The organism is Bradyrhizobium sp. JR4.1, from assembly GCF_040548605.1.
GTDB classification, from domain to species: domain Bacteria; phylum Pseudomonadota; class Alphaproteobacteria; order Rhizobiales; family Xanthobacteraceae; genus Bradyrhizobium; species Bradyrhizobium canariense.
The window spans coordinates 26,402-44,671 of record NZ_JBEPRY010000002.1; the positions used below are offsets into that span (position 1 = coordinate 26,402).

The 18,270-nt window shown below is 58.6% G+C and carries 11 protein-coding genes and 4 pseudogenes; 5 read left to right on the forward strand and 10 right to left on the reverse strand.

Annotated elements, in window-relative coordinates; translation table 11 throughout:
- Positions 1–43: 43 nt before the first annotated feature.
- Positions 44–823: an enoyl-CoA hydratase-related protein gene (locus ABIB90_RS05380; protein WP_354101406.1), complete on the reverse strand. Its 780-nt coding sequence runs from the start codon at positions 821–823 to the stop codon at positions 44–46.
- Between the two features lie 64 nt (positions 824–887).
- Complete coding sequence (locus tag ABIB90_RS05385) at positions 888–2,099, reverse strand: CaiB/BaiF CoA transferase family protein (protein WP_354101405.1); 1,212 nt, start codon at positions 2,097–2,099, stop codon at positions 888–890.
- Positions 2,100–2,305: 206 nt separating this feature from the next.
- Between ABIB90_RS05385 and ABIB90_RS05390 the strand changes: the two genes are divergently transcribed.
- The gene (locus ABIB90_RS05390) at positions 2,306–3,751 is read left to right on the forward strand and encodes an aldehyde dehydrogenase family protein (RefSeq protein ID WP_354101404.1); all 1,446 of its coding nucleotides are present in this window, start codon (positions 2,306–2,308) and stop codon (positions 3,749–3,751) included.
- Between the two features lie 58 nt (positions 3,752–3,809).
- On the opposite strand, the gene ABIB90_RS05395 is transcribed toward ABIB90_RS05390, so the two are convergent.
- From ABIB90_RS05395 to ABIB90_RS05405, 3 genes are all read right to left on the reverse strand, one after another.
- Positions 3,810–5,162, reverse strand: coding sequence for an aminotransferase-like domain-containing protein (locus ABIB90_RS05395; protein WP_354101403.1), 1,353 nt, complete (start codon positions 5,160–5,162; stop codon positions 3,810–3,812).
- 163 nt (positions 5,163–5,325) lie between these two features.
- Complete coding sequence (araD1, locus tag ABIB90_RS05400; RefSeq protein WP_354200395.1) at positions 5,326–6,318, reverse strand: AraD1 family protein; 993 nt, start codon at positions 6,316–6,318, stop codon at positions 5,326–5,328.
- 11 nt (positions 6,319–6,329) lie between these two features.
- Positions 6,330–7,481, reverse strand: coding sequence for a glycoside hydrolase family protein (locus tag ABIB90_RS05405; protein ID WP_027515542.1), 1,152 nt, complete (start codon positions 7,479–7,481; stop codon positions 6,330–6,332).
- A gap of 1,033 nt (positions 7,482–8,514) precedes the next feature.
- Between ABIB90_RS05405 and ABIB90_RS05410 the strand changes: the two are divergent.
- Positions 8,515–8,731, forward strand: a pseudogene (locus tag ABIB90_RS05410) (transposase); the annotation flags it as partial.
- A 42-nt stretch (positions 8,732–8,773) separates the two neighbouring features.
- Here ABIB90_RS05410 and ABIB90_RS05415 read toward each other — a convergent pair.
- Together ABIB90_RS05415 and ABIB90_RS05420 are read right to left on the reverse strand one after the other, a co-directional pair.
- A pseudogene (locus tag ABIB90_RS05415) lies at positions 8,774–9,003 on the reverse strand (hypothetical protein).
- An 876-nt stretch (positions 9,004–9,879) separates the two neighbouring features.
- A complete protein-coding gene (locus tag ABIB90_RS05420; RefSeq protein WP_354101401.1) occupies positions 9,880–10,086 on the reverse strand; it encodes a hypothetical protein in 207 nt (68 codons plus the stop codon).
- A 294-nt stretch (positions 10,087–10,380) separates the two neighbouring features.
- On the opposite strand from ABIB90_RS05420, the pseudogene ABIB90_RS05425 reads away from it, so the two are divergent.
- From ABIB90_RS05425 to ABIB90_RS05435, 3 genes and pseudogenes are all read left to right on the forward strand, one after another.
- Positions 10,381–10,676, forward strand: a pseudogene (locus tag ABIB90_RS05425) (hypothetical protein); the annotation flags it as partial.
- A 1,497-nt stretch (positions 10,677–12,173) separates the two neighbouring features.
- On the forward strand, positions 12,174–12,692 hold the full coding sequence (locus ABIB90_RS05430) for a DUF6119 family protein (RefSeq protein WP_354101400.1): 519 nt from the start codon (positions 12,174–12,176) through the stop codon (positions 12,690–12,692).
- Positions 12,693–12,835: 143 nt separating this feature from the next.
- A complete protein-coding gene (locus ABIB90_RS05435) occupies positions 12,836–13,918 on the forward strand; it encodes a restriction endonuclease (protein WP_354101399.1) in 1,083 nt (360 codons plus the stop codon).
- Positions 13,919–14,247: 329 nt separating this feature from the next.
- Here the strand turns inward: ABIB90_RS05435 and ABIB90_RS05440 are convergent.
- The 3 genes and pseudogenes from ABIB90_RS05440 to ABIB90_RS05450 form a co-directional block, all read right to left on the reverse strand.
- A pseudogene (locus tag ABIB90_RS05440) lies at positions 14,248–15,003 on the reverse strand (transposase); the annotation flags it as partial.
- A 968-nt stretch (positions 15,004–15,971) separates the two neighbouring features.
- Positions 15,972–17,057, reverse strand: a complete 1,086-nt coding sequence (locus ABIB90_RS05445; protein ID WP_354200396.1) for an RES family NAD+ phosphorylase — start codon at positions 17,055–17,057, stop codon at positions 15,972–15,974.
- Between the two features lie 44 nt (positions 17,058–17,101).
- Positions 17,102–18,262 (reverse strand): IS30 family transposase, encoded by a 1,161-nt coding sequence (locus ABIB90_RS05450; protein WP_231142770.1) that lies wholly within the window; start codon positions 18,260–18,262, stop codon positions 17,102–17,104.
- Positions 18,263–18,270: the final 8 nt, after the last annotated feature.

The following is an 18,270-nucleotide window of genomic DNA, read 5'->3' on the forward strand; positions in this document are numbered from 1 at the left end:
CGGCGCCCTGCGTCTCGGACCTAGAGCGTTCGGTTTGAAGCGCTCAGCGTCCCCGATAGTCCGGGGACCGCTTCTCGAAGAACGCATCCATCCCTTCCTGCTGGTCCGCGGTCGTGAAGGCGACCCGGATGGCTTGGCGCTCGAACTCAACGCCGGCGTCAAGGGGCGTCTGGTAGGCAGCGAGCACCGCCGATTTCGCGAGCTCGACCGAACGTGGCGGCTTCTGCGCGATGATGCGGGCGATCTCGAGGGCGCTCGCCGTCGCCGTCCCGGTCGGGACAATGTCCGCAACGAGTCCGGCCTGCAGCGCGGTCCGGGCGGAGATAGGCTGGCCGCTGAGGACCATCAACATCGCCAAAGATTTTCCCGCCACACGCGTCAGGCGCTGCGTACCCCCATCCCCGGGAATGACACCGATGTTGATCTCCGGTTGCCCGAACTGAGCGCTCTCGCCCGCCACGACGACGTCAGCGAGCATGGCGAGTTCGTTCCCACCACCGAAACAGATGCCTTCGACCGCCGCGACCATCGGCTTCACGCAGTTCGTGATGTCCCGCCAATCGTTCCGCCTGTCCGGATTGTTGATGGCTTCGAATCCACGCTGCTGCATCTCCTTGATGTCTGCGCCGGCGCAGAAGAACGCGTCGCCGCCCGTAAGAACGATGCAACGGATATCCTTGTCGGCGACGGCGGCTCGGCAAGCGCCAGCGATCGCCGCGATGAGCTCGTTGCTCAGCGCGTTGCGCTTCGCGTGTCGGTTCATATTCAACAGTCGAACATGCGGAGACGGCGTTGTCGCGATGACGAGGTCCGACGTGGTCATTGGGCGTACTCGGGTTCCAATTGGATTTTCATTGAGTCCGATCGTGTGAAAGGACGGTGCCAGATCAACCGAAAGCTTTCTTGCCGCGCGCCTCGGCGATGGCCTCGACACTGAATCCGAACGAGCACAGAACTTCGTCGGTGGCCGCGCCGATTGGCGCCGGATGAATGCGCACCCCGGGCGGAGTTCGCGACAGACGCACTGGAAGGCCGACGAGAGGCACGGTCCCGCGGCCCGGCACTTCCACGTCCCACATGATGCCGTTGTGTGCAGTCTGCTCCTGAGCGACGGCGTCGGCAATTTCATTGACCGGCATGCAGAGCAGATCGACCTCGGACAGCTTTCGCACCACTTTTTCCGTCGTGAGCGCCGCAATCGTCTTTTCACAGTGTGCCTTGACGACAGAAAGGTGCTCAACCTGCCCGCTCAGAGACGAAAGCTCCGGTCGCGTGCTGATGTCCGGCAGTTTCAGCGCTTTGCACATGAGGCCCAGCGGGTTGTCCCGAAACAACATGACCACGGACACCCAACTGTCCGACGTCTTGAAGAATATCGATTGCTTGATCCAATTGGTCTTCGTGCCGTAGATGCTTTCACTCGCGACCTCGCAAAGCTGCATCGCGAGCGCTACGTCGTACAGGCACGTCGAGACGATCTGGCCGCGGCCCGAAGTCTGCCGCTCGATGAGAGCGGCGAGAACCCCTTGTACAAGAGACATGGCCGCGCCGTAATCGACGATGGGCGAATTGGTCAGGTGAGGCGGCTCGTTGTCTTGCAGCCCACCGCGGGCCATTCCGCTGAACGCCTGAGCCAACATATCCTGGCCTGGTCTATCAGCAAGAGGCCCGCTCTCGCCGAAGCCGAAGCCCGCGGCGTAGACCAGTCGCGGATTGCGGGCGCTCAGTTCGGCGTAGCCGAGGCCTAGGCGTTCCATGACGCCCGGCCGGAAGTTGTGCATGAGGACATCGGCCTTGTCGACCAACTGAAGCAGGATCTCCTTCGCCGCCGGATTTTTGAGATCCAGCGACAGCAACCGCTTGTTGCGCCCCATTGCCGCGTAGTAAGAACTCATACCGCCCAGGCGCGTGGCTTCGAAGTCGAGACCGCGCGTGATGTCGCCTTGCGGCCGCTCAACCTTGATGACGTCCGCCCCGAGGTCGCCCAGAACTTGGCAGGCCAGCGGAACCTGCATCACCATCCCCACTTCCAGCACGACGATGCCATTCAGGGCACCAGCCTTGGCGGTGAGCGATTTGCCGTTGGGTTGAGCGTTCATTGGGCATCCTCTCCTAAAACGGGTTCTTGGCCGACCGAGCGACATCCGAACGCTACTGCACAGCTTCCGGGCGGTCAATTATTACTACAGCTCAATTATACATTGATATATCCCAATATGTGTGAAAGCAGAATTACACCGGAATTTGGTTTTTGCCCAGTTGCTCGTCCCCGCAGGGCGCCCCCTCCCACATGGATGGACACGAGATGACATTGAATTACATCGCCGGAGAATGGACCGCCGCAGCGGATGCTGCTGCCAACGTGAACCCTTCGAACACGAACGACATTCTCGGGGACTATGCGCTTGCGTCACCCATCGACGTCGAGCGAGCGATCAACGCAGCATCCGAAGCGTTCCGGAATTGGTCACGATCGACCATTCAGACCAGGCACGACTGCCTGAATGCGATCGCGACCGAGATCCTCTGTCGCAAGGAGGAACTCGGGCGTCTGCTCTCCCGTGAGGAAGGCAAGACACTCCCGGAAGGGATAAGTGAGGTCACGCGCGCCGGACAGATATTCCAGTTCTTCGCCGGTGAATGTCTGCGCCTCGCAGGTGAGAACGCGCCGTCGGTTCGTGCGGGCGTGGGCGTCGAAATCACGCGAGAGCCGTTGGGTGTCATCGGGCTTATCACGCCCTGGAATTTCCCGATCGCAATCCCCGCCTGGAAGATCGCTCCTGCACTGGCCTACGGAAACACGATCGTATTAAAACCGGCGGAATTGGTGCCGGGATCGGCACACAAATTAGCCGAGATCATCGCCCGCTCGGGGATCCCGTCGGGAGTGTTCAACCTCGTGATGGGGCACGGCTCGATCATAGGCGAAGCCATGCTGAAGAGTTCCAAGATCGCGGCCATCTCGTTTACGGGTTCGGTCTCGACGGGAAAACACGTCGCCCGAGCATGCATGGCCTCCGATCCAATGAAGAAAGTTCAACTCGAGATGGGCGGTAAGAATCCCATGGTCGTGCTGAACGACGCTGATATCGACGTTGCCGTCGAATGCGCGGTGAACAGCTCCTTTTTCTCGACCGGTCAGCGTTGCACCGCCTCGTCTCGCCTGACCGTAACGGATGGCATCCACGACGCTTTTGTTGCTGCGATGACGAAACGCATGATATCCCTCGTCGTGGACGACGCATGTAAGACCGGGACGCATATCGGTCCGGTCGTCGATCAACGCCAGCTCGACCAGGATCTACGCTACATCCGCCTCGGCCAGGATGAAGGAGCGAGGCTCGTCACCGGAGGCGATCTGTTGAAACGAGATGCGCCCGGCTTCTACTTGTCTCCCGCGCTCTTCACGGACGTTGACAACGGAATGCGCGTCGCTCGCGAGGAGATCTTCGGGCCGGTGGCGACGGTGATCCGCACTAGAAGCTACGAAGAAGCTCTCGAAATTGCGAACGATACACCGTTCGGGTTGTCTTCCGGCATCTGTACGACGAGCTTGAAATACGCGAGCCACTTCAAGCGCAACGCTGAGGCCGGGATGATCATGGTGAACCAGCCGACGGCGGGCGTTGACTATCACGTACCGTTCGGCGGTAGAAAGGGCTCGTCCTATGGGCCGCGCGAGCAGGGCCGCTACGCCGCCGAGTTCTACACGACGGTGAAGACGTCCTATTCCTTCGACGGGACCGTCTGAAGCATAGCGATCGCCGACATCGGCAATCGGACCGGAGTGCGCCCGCCGCATTCCGGTCTCAGATGATGGACATATCCGCTGCGTGGCCGATCTCAAGCGCACTGGCCAACTGCCGCAAGGCCCATTCGAGGTCTTCGAGCCGCTCGGGAACGCCGATCGAGATCCGCAAGCCGGAGATCAGCGTCGGATCAACAAGGAGAGCGGACGTGGGCGTGGTGATCACGCCACGCTGCAGCGCGCGTGCGGCAACCTGTTCGACGGATTGGCTCGGAAGATCGAGCCAGACATGAAAGCTTGTCGGATGACCTGCCCGGACGTACGGACGCAGAATCTGCGAAGCGAGCTTAACCCGATTTTTCGCTTCTTGGATCAGAGACTGGCGAACCCTCGCAGCCGTGCCGTTTTCGATCCACTCGGAAGCGATCATGGATGAGATCGGGGAAGCCATCCAACAAGTTGCCCGCATGGCCTGATGAATGCGGGGAATGTATTGCTCCGGCACCACCAGCATGCCCAGCCTGAGGCCGGGCGCCAGGCATTTGGAGAGGGTGTTGACGTAGAACGTCCGCTCCGGCGCCAAGGATGCCAACGGAACGCTGGCCTCGTCAAGAAAGCCATAGGCATCGTCTTCGATGATCAGGATATCGTGCTTGCGCGCGATCCGAACGATTTCCTGCCGACGCGCCGCACCCATGATCGCGGCGGTCGAACTCTGCACGGTCGGCATCGTGAACAGCACGCGCGCGACGCCGGACGCCGCCGCCTTCTCGAACGCGTCCGGAACGAGGCCTTCCTCGTCCATAGCAAGCCCGACCAAATCGAGCTTGGCGAAATGAGCGTAGGATTTCATGCCGTGATAGGTGGTCGCCTCGACGAATACCTTGTCTCCGGGCTGGCAAATCGCGCTCAGAGTCTGAGAGATACCGTGCAGCGCGCCATTGGTGATGACAAGATTGTCGGGTGATGTGTCGAAGCCCGTCTCGCGCAACAACCTGGCAAATTGATTGCGGTGGTCGAGTACGCCCGATTGCGAAAGGTAGCCGACGTAATTTGAGATGTCGCTGGGAAAGGTCCAGGTGCTCTCGGCAAGGACCTTCGGCAAGATGGAAGGACCCGGTATGTTCAGGCTGAGGTCGACGACCCGCCCGCGCGCCTGAGAGTTCTGTCGTTGTTCTGCGACGAAAGTCCCTCGGCCCACGTGACCGACGAGCAAGCTCCTGCGCTGCCCCTCCGCGTAGGCCTTGATCACGGTACCCACGCTGAGACCAACACGCTCGGCCAAGTGGCGTTGCGTCGGAAGCTTCGTCCCGCTCGCAAGCGCCCCTGACGAAATGTCCTTCTCGATCGCCTCAAGCAAACGGAGAAAGGCGGGGGCGTTGCCGGGTTGTATTTCGGGGTACCATTTTTGCATTGTAGTCGCTTATCTTACAGGACCTCCACTTCCGAAGCCCAGCTCGCGATCGCGAATTTGGGCGAGAAGTTGCTGATTTTCAACAGATTTGAGAAAGCCGGCCGGCCTGGCCATTCCCGAAGTGAAGTGGCCGGCCGGCTTCGCGAACGCCCCACGTACCCCGCTACAAGACCTTAACAGCAATAAGCTCCGTCTTTTCGTCGGCGATCATCGGATTACGCAGCGGCCGACCGAAGGCCTCGGCTTCCACCTCGAAGACGTCGCCGCTCTGCGGCATCACTCCTGAAGCGAAGCTCAAGACGCTCGCACCGAAGAAGTGCACGTGCACATCGCCGGGCCGACGAAAATGACGGTACTTGAAATGATGGTGCTCGAGGTTGCCTATCGCGTGGGACATGTTGTCCTCGCCCGAGATGAACTTGCCGGACCAGACCGTCGAGCCCGACCGCGTGACGCGGACGCTGCCGTTAACGTCATTCGGCAGTGGACCGAGAAGGACCTCTGGGCCGTAGGAGCACTGCCGCAACTTCGAATGGGCGAGATAAAGGTAGTTGCGCTGCTCCATCACGTGATCGGAATATTCGTTGCCAAGACTAAAGCCCACGCGCAACACTTCTCCGCGATCGCCGATGACGTAGAGGCCCACGACCTCCGCTTCGTCTCCGCCATCTTCAGCCCATGACGGCAGCCCTAACGCATGTTCAGGAGGCACTGCCCATGAACCGTCTCCTTTGTACGCCCACTCGGGCTGCGCCCCGATGGTGCCAGGGCTCGGCTTGCCGCCGTGGAGGCCGAGTTTGAACATCCGCATCGTGTCGGAGAGATCGGCAGCGGCCAACTTCGCATGCATGGCGTCGCGCGACTCGGCGCTTCCGAGATGGGTCAGACCCGTCACCGAAATGATGCAGCGGGAAGGCTCCACATGATCAAGCGGCGGGAGCAGTCTCTTCTCGGCGATGAGTGTATCGTAGTCGACTTCTCCCTCAAACCCGCGTTCCGAAACAAGTTGTTCCAGAGACGCGCCCCTACGCGCGGCTTCGAGTGCGAGGTCGCGGACGCCCGCCGCATTCCTGACCACGATCGGCTCGGCACCATTCTTTAGGATGGCGCCCACCTGCCGACGTCCCTCCGCAGTATTGAATTGAAGCAATCGCATTACCGGGCTCCCTAAACGTCGGACGGTCGCAGGCGACCGCTAAGGATGTGCAGCGCCTCGAATAGGTAGTAGCTGCCGAAGATCAATTCGGCGTTGTTGATGAAATCCTCGGGTCGGGAATCTTCTCTCTTGTTGAAGCACCCCTCGACCAACATGCCGAGGGACCTTCGGTCGTCGGACCGTACCGGCGTGAGATAGCCTCCCACTAGCGCAGTCGCGGCCTTCTCCGCGGCGTCGCGATATTTCCGACGCAGGCTCTCGGACGGCGCGATCGAGCTCAACTTCAATAAGGTCGACGCCATGAAGGCGGTAGCAGCGGTGTCCCGTTCCGTGTTCGGAGCCGCGGGGTCATCGAAATCCCAGTACGAAACGCCGTCGGCGGGGACGTGGTCTATCCACCAATCCGCCCCCTTCGTTGCGGCGGCAAGCAAGCGCTCGTCAATGCCGCCCGAAAGGCAACTGATCGTCGCGCCCAACACGCCCCATGCCTGTGCCCTCGCCCAAACGCTGTTTGCGCCGTAACCCTTGTGGGTGTAGCGCTCCAGAAGCTCTCCCGTCTTCGGGTCGAGTTTCGAGGATTGGATGAAGGCGCCATCCTCGCGTTGATGAAGCGCGAGCACCCTGGATGTGTGACGCGTAGCGATGCCCTTCATCTCCTCGTCACCGGATTCCCGCGCCGCCCAGAAAAGCAACAGGGAAACCACTAGGCTGTCGATGCTGCTCGCCGTCGCGCCGACATGCGCGCCCTCTTCTGCTTGGGCTCCCAACGGAACCAGACCGAGCGAAGGATCGAAACGTCGCTTGAGGTCGTTCGCCGCAGCGAGACCCATTGCGCGAGCGGACTCGCTCCCCGCAAGCAGCGAACCCAGTCCGGCGCCATAGTAGAAGGTAGCGGCTTTGAAGGCCGTGTCGGCGGTCACCCGTGGCGCGAGGCGCGCACAAACGGTCTCGGCCAGGCGACGATATCGCTCACCGCACCCATCTCGGGAAATCAGCCACAGCATTCCGAGCCAGTAACCACCCGTCCAATCCCCATTTTCGGTCGTCCGCCATATGCCGGTATTCGGATCGGCCCAATGAGGAAATCCCTCGCCTACCTGTCGGGCCGTCCCATCGATGCGCTCTTTGATGAGGTTGATCGCCTCATCCCAGCTTCTAAGCATTTCTCGTCCTCATAGATCGCATTGGCGCTGTTCCCACTGGAGCGGCGCATGGCAATCCTAAGCTTGCATGAATTTTGAGATAGTTCAATTGTAATTTGATCTAGTCCATATGGCGGACTTAAACTGAAATACAAGAGTTAAATTGGCTGCACCACTAATGGGGACACAAGGTGGGGAGCCCGTCTCAGCCGTTGAAGGCGCGGCCCGATGGACACCCGTACAGGCGTGGCCATGCCCTCAAGCACCTCCAGGCAGCCGTTTGAGAATCGCGGCAGAAATCCAAAAGGTGGTGCCAACGCGCTACATTGAGGACCCGCGCGAGGGCATGCATGTCGATCAGTGCAGTTCCGCGCTCCTCGCTCGCGAGTCGCGACCGCTACATTTAGGACCGACATAGTTCAACTGCGCATCCTGCGGAGCTCCGGTCGTTCTTTCGTCATCAGCAACGAGCTGGTTTTGCCGAGACGAATTCTTTCGACCGCTCGTGCATTCCTGCCGATTAGCACGCAGCAGGCGGTTTCGAACTGACACGTCCGCCCCTTGTCCATGTGATCCGGTGCCCCTTGTGGAACCTACGCGGTGGACGCCGGATCTTCTTTCTCGCCGCTTGCTACGATCCTTGGCGCACGCGGCACAAACGCGCCCCGAAATGCCACCAGCGGCAGATCCCAGATCTGAGTTGACACGGTTAACAGGTCGACCGCAGACGAGGAGCTTTCAAGCGGCCGCACGCACCATCGGCACTGGTGAGATGGAATTTGCGCTTAGGATCTGTTGAGAGGCGTTCTTCCTAAGGGGAACGTCCGTCACTGTTTGGCATCGGTCTTCCGCTTCATCTATGATTGATCCCGATTTGAATGACCGTCATCGCCTCGAACTCTTCGTTCGGCGCAGGCGCGTCTTCGCGGGGAAGGTCGTTTGCGAACAACTGTCCCTAATATCCATTTTCTCTTGCAAAGACACGCGATGCAGCGGAGCTACCCGCGATCAGAGGCTAAATCCCGAACCTTGGCCGCATAAAATGTCGCGACACACGTTATGGATGGAGCGCCTCAACGGCGAGATCAAGCGGCGGACCGAGGTGGTCGGCATCTTCCCCAATGAGGATGCGATCGTCCGCCTCATCGGAGCCATCCTGCTCGAACAAAACGATGAATGGGCCGTCCAGCGCGCCCGCTACATGACGCTGGAAACCATCGCCCCCATTGAGCGATGATCCAACCGTCAGCCTTCCGGCCATCGCCAGCTGACCGGCCCGGCCCTTGCCGGCGAACGCGGTGACCCACCGCCAGCTACACCACGCCAGGGGACACGATCCGCGGATAGAATAGCGTCTCATCCGCGGTGGGATCAAACGACCGTGTGACCTTTAGTTCACTGCCCGCCTTCCGCGGGGCGGCGGTAAATCCCTGATCCGTGAGCTGCTTAAATCGCCGTTTAGCCTCGGCGAGCCCCTTCGGATCAGTTTGTTCAAAGAAATATCTGCTGTCGCCCGTCTGGTCCATACGATCTGGGTAGCCATGGAAAGAACTCCGCAATGCCTAGGGCTCTGATGAAGGAAAGAAATCTCGCAGCACTAAAAAGTGCTCCTAACTTCGGCGCGCCTTGGCAGTTCTTCTGGCGACGCTTGAAATCCATAAATACCTGATCCGCCGCCACCTAAGCCGGCACGGATGGGCGAAGGCCGCGGGAGCGGTAGGCGCGAACCGGAAGGGGCCGCGGCGATACCGCCGCCAAAACGGGACCGCTGAACGGTCGATCTGCTGCGGAGCGACCCGCGGCCAAGGCTCTGATCTGGATCGTTTCAAGACGTCGCGTACCAGCCGTCAGGAGATGGAATGAAGGGCGAGTGCGTGTTTTCGGCACTGTCGTTCGCGGCGGCGGGTTCGCTCGAAGGTGTAAGATCGGAGGAGCAGTCCTCCACCTCAGCCACCTCAGCGTCACTCGCCAGGCTGCGCGCGGCCCACCTCAAATCGATTTGCATGAACAAAGCTCCCCACCGGAAGCGCGATCACATTTGCAGAGTTCTCAAAAATCGACATCAAGACAAAATATCGGGTCGCATTGGCTAGCGATAGGAGCGCGAACCTGACCTAGTTGGCGGCCAGCGCTACTCAAGTGTTGCCGCGCTGCGAAACGGAGTTTCAGGAAAACACGTGGAGATCGCCCTGAAAGAACCGGCCGGATCTCTCTCTTGAACGAACCTGGATGTGAATTGAGTGCCGCTTAGTTGCCTCGGTGAAGGACCTTTGGCGACGCGCTTCTTGAGCGGTTCGCCGGTTGCGGTTGCAAGCTTCTGGGTAAGGTCCCACAAGTCCTTGCTTTGGACGGATGCGGTATCGAAAGTCTTGCACGTTTGCACCGCAGACGAAGTGACGACATCCGCTGCCGACTTGCCTTAGACGAAGAAATCGATCGCAGAGGCGGTATTAAGGTTCGAGATCTGGATGACCTTGAGCCCGTAGTGTGTCGCGCTCCTGGCATTTCCCGAATAGGTCTCGCGCAGCGCTTCAGCCATATCCTCTGACGCGGCTTTGATCTTCTCGCAGCCCTCTCGCGCGTGGGCGACGCCCTGCTCGGAACAATCACGGAGCATACCGAGCAACGCAAGATCCGAACGGTGGCATCGCGAAGCCGTTTGTTCCGTTCACTTCAGCTTTCACTCACAGCTGCTGTCTCCAATCCTCAACTCGAAGGGATTTCCCGAAAGGCTGGTTGCGCCACAGTAATTCGTAGTGGAAGTTTTTCCGCCTCAAAGACCGTTCAATTTTGATGAGCTTCAATCCAGTCCCGATACCACTATGTCCAACGACAGGAGAGCTGTCCGTTCGCCTTGCGACTCTCGACAACAAATCTTCGGAGGATGTCAATACACACGATCGTCCGATCAACAGTATGCTTGCAGCGCCGTCGCGTGCGAGTCACTATGTTTCCACGATCACGAGCCAGCCCTCGATCATCGCCGACGAGCTGCGCCGCCAGGCCGACGTGTTCACCGGTCTTGTCGAGCTCCAAGCCAGTATCGGCCGCAATCCCTCTGAACGCCCGGTTCCCCGTGAGCGCGAGTCGCGCTATCGCCCGCAGCAGATCCCCGAGCGTCAGAGCATCGCGGGGCCGAAGGAAGGGAAAGCGTTCCTGAGGACTAATCCTGAGCGAGACTGCTGCGGCAATTCAGAAATTGCTAAGACTTGGTAGCCAGCGCACTTGGTCGTTCGTTCAATCTGTGTGCCGCAAAATGAGCTTGATGAATGAGCCCGGCATTTGCGCCGGGCTGATCGCCAGTAAAGTTCAGGTGCTGGGCAAAGGACCAACTGGGGAGGAACCTGAGCGGTCGTCGCTTCGGTTTCTGACAGGCATGCCTACTCAGGGCCCTTCGCATGCATGTTGCTGGGCCCAGCACGGCTCATGGCGCTGCACTCGCTCACGCGGAACTGCGCAATTGCGCGCGCGACACGCCGCACAGAGTAGCATTCGAAGCTGACGTGAAGCCTAAAGCGAAGCTAGTTCCGCTTTGACCCTCTGTCGGAACTTAACTCGCTGCCGCTGAACGACAAATTTAGTTATGCCCAGTAATCATGATGACTCCACCGCAATATTAAAAACTAGGGTTGGGGAAAACCAGAAGCAGGGAGTTTTCGATGGAAGCTAGGCGCCGCTTTCGTGCGATGGCGTTGCTATGCCGACAGGCCGCCGTGCGTGATCCCGAGAGAAGCTGGAAGCTGCTCGCAGAGGCAGAGTACTGGGAGCATCTGGCGGCTTCGGCTCTAGCTCACTGAGCTTCGGCGTAGCGAATTGGCCGACTACTTAACAAACTAGGGGCAGGTAATGTCAGGTACTCGTCAGGTTTATAATTGTGCGGTTCTGCGTGAACGTCTGCAAACGATACTGGCGGAGCTTAGAGAAGTCGAGAAGCTTCGAAACAGAGTCCGAGATGTACAAGCGAGATCACTCGTCAGGAGACGGCGTGCCAAACTGAGCGGCAGATCAAGAGCGGTTTGAAGACGACGCTAGGTCGCAACCCGAACATTGGGCTGGTTGGGCTCGCACGCGTAAAGTCGATATGCGGATTGCGAGCCATCATGAAAGCTAACATCCTTTGGGAGCAAGGCTTGCGTCTCCATCCCCGCGAGTAAGACGAATGCTTGCAGGAGCTGGTCCGCATCGTTGATGCTCGTGCGAGCCCTGCCGCAACGGCGACGACAGCTGTTGGTACACGAATAGATCAGGGCGCCGTTCTCCAGGAGAACCATCTGAGCGCCAACCGCTCCCAGTCAGAATTGCGTCCTTTCATCCTAGCATTCAGCGGGTTTGAGTATCGTTGATGCGCTACGTGGCGTACGCCGTAGATTTGTCCGGAGTGGCAGTCGGCATCTACGAACTGGAACGTGCGGGCGATGATGGAGCAAGGCACCGAGCGGAGAAGTTTCTCGACGCGGATCCGACGTAGAATGGGACGGAGTGCGGCGCATTGCGCGGCTCACCGGTCCAGCAGCCGAAAGCGGCGACTGATTGCAATTGAGACGACGAGCCCCTCCGCCCCCAATCAGTGAAGCACCTGTATCGAGCCGGCATCGTTGATAACGAATAGCTCTCAGGTTGCAACCCTACTTAGGGTATTGAAGAGCGGCTCATTTCAAGTAAGTAGTGTTTTCGAGGCGTACGACCGACCTTGATCAGATCGACCATGCATTGATGGCCGCGGCCTTGTTTGGAATTGTGCTAAAAGGGCCTGCCAAAGCCGGAAGGCTCTTGTTGGCCAGGCGCCCGCAGTGCCGCCGACATGGTTCGGTTTTGTTCGAGGGTTTGCAACGGGTGGGCTCAGCCGCTGGTCAACCAGAGCAGTGCTGCGCTGCTATTTCTGGAGGTGACCCCTGTGATTTTCTCTCCGCGACCAAGCAGTTCATTCAGTTGAAGGATAGGCACTCCTCAGCGCCGATCAATCTCTTATGGGTTCAGGGCGTCGTCTCGGCTGAGTCCTTCGTGCGTGACGAGAAGTTTGGGGTCGATCTCCGTAAGGAAGTCAAGAAGCGGCAAGTGAAATTCAAGAACATAGGTTTTGATGCAATCTTGCCCGACGGACGTTCGAAGCCAATTCCAAGCGAATTCACTGTGGTGTTTGGGATCATGCGGGACAGGTACAAGAAATCCGGAACTCTCAGCATCCCATTCTTCAGCAAAGTCAGTCCTCGGGCAGTTGCTGATCGGGTGTAATTGATCGGATTTCCGGTTGAGGTTCATCTGATCGAAAGACTTTGAAAGTGATCAAACCGTCCGCTCGAGTTCTCGGCGTTATCCGGCCGTCGCCGCCGGCTTAGTTCAATCGCAATGCTGATGACAGCACATTGGAGGCCAGGATGAAGTCTCAGTCCCGAGCGGAGGAACTACGCAGGGATCGCGAAATCGTAGTCATCGGGGACTCAGGTGCAGGCAAGACGGCCCTGTTTAGGAGGCTTCGCAACGCGGAAGACCCATTCCAGGAATACAGCACGCGGAGTATGATAACAGCTGACATTGGATTGCCTGCCCTAGAGGGCAGCGTTTCAATCCACGACATTCCCGGCGACTATGCGGCGTCGCGGCTGAAATCCAGCCTAAACGGGAAAGAAGCCATCGCAGTCGTGGTCGCCGTGGATCTGGCGCATCACCAAGATGGATCGTTGGGTGATTCAACACGTGGTTGGCTCGAGGCCTTTTCGGCAGCTTCAGAACACACATCGGTATCGGTTGCTCGCAGAATCCTCGTCTCGACGCGGGAGGATATGGGTACGAGCAAACACAACGTCGACCGGCTTGAAAAGCTGGCGAAAGAACTGGGGTTCGATTTTGTGTTCCGTACTAGCGCCAAGACGGGAGAGGGCGTCAACGAACTCCGGAGCGCTCTCGCAGAGGTCGTTGCCCAAATAGCCAAACACCCGGACGCCGAGATCGCTTCTCCCGTCGCGCAAGTAGTTCGCGCGATGGCTGCTTGTCTATGCGAACTTGTTGCACGAAATCCTCGTATTCTGGAGCAAATTGAGTGGCGCGATCTAGAAAGGGTGATTGCCACCGCTTTAAGCGGAATCGGGTTTTCGGTGGAGCTAACGCGGCCTGCTAAGGATGGCGGCAAGGATGTCATTGTACGTTGCGTCGCTGGAGGCATCTACAAGGTATTCTACATTGAGATCAAGCATTGGCTACGCAACCGTTCTGGAATGGATGACGTGACCTCGTTCGTTGAGGTCAATGCGCGTGATGCCACCGATGGGGGATTATTCCTGTCGTCCTCAGGCTACACGCAAGAGGTCTTCGCTCAGTTGGGAGAGATCTCACGTCAGCGAGTGAGACTTGGCGACAGCCCAAAAATCAGCTCGTTATGTCGTTACTATGTAAAGCAGAAAGGTATATGGCACTCGGAGCGCCCACTTCCGGATCTCTTGTTTGAGGAAACATTGGGTTGACCGGGATGGGCTCGCGGCCGCCAATCAGCGCCCGCTTGTCGGCCAAGCGGCTCATGACGGTCCGCATCCCTGGGACGAAGTTTCACTGCCGCGTCTGCAGGGACGCCATGCCGAAGCTACGTCCAATCAGATATTGCTGCAGCCACGCGTGACGATGTGGGCTTTTTGAGCGCACTCGACCCGATGCGCGGTTGGCAAAACAGCCCCGATAGCGGTGTAACGCACCCATTGTGCGATCGTGAGTAACTGGCGGGCAGCCGCTCCGCATCTCCTGGATGTGTCATTCGGCTTGCAAAATTGGCTCTGACGCAAATTTGGTGCAGCACTGGTCATGTGGCGCCGATTAGCCGAGCCTGTAGCCAGTCGAGCTTGGGGCGTCCGTACATTTGGCGTTTGACCAGTTTGAGCTTGGTGATCTGGCCCTCGGTCTGTCCATTGGACTATGACGTCGTGATCGCTGCGCTGACAGCGGCCTTGTCCTTGATGACGCCATTGGCAAAAGACATGACGAGGCTTGCGCGCGCTCGTTCCAACCATGGTTCAAGCTCTACGTGAGCCTTCTTGCGGATCATCGCATGGAAAGCAGCTATGATCTCTCGAACTTCCACCAGAAGAGGAACGCCTTGCTCGATGGCCGCAATGTGACGGTTTCTGAGTTTGATTGCGTATCGCGGCCATCGGTCATCAGGCGAGCGATCGTTGTCGCGGACGGTATGCGCTGCAGGCTCTGAGCATGGGGCTTTTCGGCACGTCGACGGCGTGTCGTCCATTCGGTAACGACCCGCAGCGAGCCTCTAAATCCCTGCGCCTTGAGGCAACGCCAAAGCTCGGCGCCATTACAATGGCCAGCAGCCCACTGGGCGTCGAGCCACGGCAGGTAGTGCTCGAGCGAGCTCTCGCGCACCCTGAACACGTCGGATCGCTGACCTCGCAATACCCTGCGGATGAGGCCCCGGCTATGACCGGTGAGCCGTACGATCTCCTTGATGGAGATGCCCGTCTCAGCCCTTTTGAGGATCGCCGCGTTGGTGTCTTCTCGCCGATGATAGGCCCTCATACTGAATGCGCTCCGCGGCGGTCCGCAATCGTACAGATTCTTGATCTTACGTGTCGTAAGCAACTCGCGGGACGGGCAGTCGCGGAGGGTGACCGCCGGAAGGACGAGAAGATCATTCACAGCATATTCTTCCCGATGCGGAAAGACAGCACTGAGGTCGCCTCTCACGACATTTGCTTCTGAGAAGAATACCATTACTACGACTACATCGCCTCAGACGTGCCGCTATCCAGGATCCGCTGGAATGACAGCGAACGTGTTTGCGAAACTGACATCGACCAGGAGCTTCAAAATCTGCTTACGAGCGGGCAGATGACAATGGCAGAAAGCGGCCAGACATTGCTCTCTTCAGCAAAGAAGGCTCAGCCATCATCGTCGAATTCAAGGCGCCGGGAGTGTCAATGGACGTCCATGTCGGCGACCTTTCCGAGTACGCCCATTTGCTTGCGGCCAAATCAGGGGGCCGGCTCAGGAAATTTTCAGGATATCTTACGGCGACACTGTCAATCCGCTGCGACTGAGCGGAACTTGGACTCCGTTTTCAGTTGGCCAGGGATGGTTTCAATCGAGCGCCCTCTTGGATCCTCGTACGCGGCAGCCATTGGGCGAAACCTATTTTGAGTTACTCCTCTTTGGCGACGCCACCGAGCGAGCAAAGAAGCGGATTGGCGTGTACCAAGACAAGCTCAAACTGAATCTGCATGGGGACGATTATTGAAGCCGCGATAAGCGCGAAGCAATGAGCTGGGCGAGCGCGCACCATGTGGTCTTCCGAAGCATAGTGCATGGCTACTGGTATTGGGGTTTGTCCCCCGCCAATGAAAGCTAATCCCTGAGTTGCAGGCCGGCGCTGGCCCCTTAATTCGCGCCCCTGTTCTCGTCGATCGTTCGCGGTCGTTGGACTTTTCGCGCCACTGCTTCTGGCGGACGAAAGCTCTCATGCGTCAGCGCCTTTGCTGCCTGCCGCCAAACACCTTCTCATGCCCGGGTGTAAAGTTAGAACGGCGATCGATCATCCTTCTTCCGGCGGGAACGACGCACCTGATACTCGTTTGTCGTGAAGACGACGCCCTCCACATGGTGCACGCTAACGCTGTCCGGCATCACGCGAAGGCTTGGCTCCCGCGGATCGAAATCGACCCGTTCTCCTGCCAACGCCGGCACGGCATCGAAGTCGGGCCATGTTGGCGATTTCACCTTTTCCTCATCAACCATTGGCGGCGGCGGCACCTCCTCAAACACAGAGTAATCGACTTCCCATCCCTCCTCGGTACTTTGCCCCGTCCTGGCTCTGATCTCGGTCCCGCTCGGAATTTCCATCGCCTCAACGCGCGCAGCCTTGTGGAATAGGACGACGTTGAGCACGTCTCCGGCGACCTGAACCGACGGGAAGATAATGCCATCGATAGGCACCGAGGATTCGGTTGCGAGAAAATCGGCGATGGCTTGAGTTACCAGATACTCGAAAGGCTCATCGTCGGGCATGACTGGCTGGGTGATACGGCTGCTCAGAGATTTCAGAAATTGCGCTCGTTCCAGCCGGCGCGCAAAATCGACGTCAAAGATGCTTCCACGCATCTGGATATTCTTGAGCGCCGTCAGATCTAGCAGCCGGAGTTTTCGGATGATCTCGAATTGGGCCACGGCAACCTTGCTTCCAACCGGAGGCCGCACCTCGGCGATGGCGGCCTTGGGATCGTTAGCGCCGTAGAACACGGAAATGCCACGCGCGTTCATGCGGCCTGCCGCAGCCAACAGCGCTGGCGGCGACCCGAGCTGGACGTCGGGCCGACACATCGCCGCCTCGAGTTTGTCCTCTGAGTGGAAGACTCGGGCACGAGAGAGTGTATGGAAGCCTGTTCCGGGCCCCGCATCTACGACAAGAGGCTGCCCCTGCCGCGTCCGCAAAGCATCGATCGCGCCGAAGATTGCCGCTAGATGCGCTGCTGCAGTACGGCTGAAAAAGCGCGCCTCGGTCTTCAGAGAATTCTCAAACCGACCCCATTCCTCGCGCCAAGCATCATCGCTGACTTTTTTCTCCTGATAATAGCTATCGCTCGCGAACTCAGTCTCTTCACCCATAGCCGCGCTATTGAAATCGCTATGTTCCTCCTCCAGGGGCCGGCTCAACCGGTCGACGCAACACAGGCATTAAATCTCTCTGCTGGCGTTTCAAATTGCAAGGTCTCACGTGGTCGTTCGTTTAGCTGACGAGCCACTTTGTTCAGATGGGCTTGCGAATGCACCGACAAGTCGGTGCCCTTTGGAAAGTACTGTCTGAGCAGGCCATTGGTATTCTCGTTCGACCCGCGCTGCCACGGGCTTTGCGGGTCGCAAAAATAGACATCGATGTTGGTCGCCATCGTAAAGCGCCGATGATCCGTCAGTTCCTTGCCCCGGTCCCAGGTCAGGGACTTATACAGCTCTTTAGGTAGCTTCTTCGCCTGCTTGATGAGCGCGTTGACTACAGTCCGGGTGTCCTTGCCTGCCACCCTGGCCAACATCACGTAACGCGTTTGACGCTCGACCAAGGTCGCGATGTAGGTGTTGTTCGGCCCGGACAACAGATCGCCCTCCCAATGGCCAGGCACAGCCCTATCTTCAACCGCAGCCGGTCGCTGACGGATTGAGACGGCATCCTTCATGTGTCCCCGTCTATCGCCATTCGGATCAACCGGCCTAGAGCGGCGCATCGAACGCCTCGATCGAAGATGACTAAGCAGCTCTTTCTTGAGCACGCCACGCGCTTGGACAAACAGGCTGCGGTAGATGGTCTCGTGTGACACCTGATTACACTCGTCTTCAGGATACGTTCTCTTCAGCCAACCGGCTATCTGCTCGGGTGACCAATCTAATCTGAGCTTCCTTGCCACTGCCTGCCGAAGCCGCGGATTGGTCGCCAGCTTACAACATTTTGGACGACGGGATCGTGCCCAGGCATTCTCGTCCGCAAGTGTCGCCCGGTAGCGGTCATAGCCGCCATTGCGGCTCATTTCCCGGCTCACCGTCGATGGGGAGCGGCCAAGTAATTTGGCGATCGACCGGGCCGATTGATGTGCCGTAACGCCTCTGGAAATCACCTCGCGTTCCGCAAGCGTCAATGCCAGCCTGGAGCGACGCCGCTCCGCAGGACGAAACCCTCCATGCGGAGCAACTAGAAAATAGATCGACGATGACTGCTTACCAAAAGCTCGCCCGATCGCCTTCAGTGACTCCCCGCGCTTCCACCGGTCCCATAACTCCGTCTTTTCTGCCGCAGTGAAACCTCTATGAAATCTCCGTTCCATCCAACACT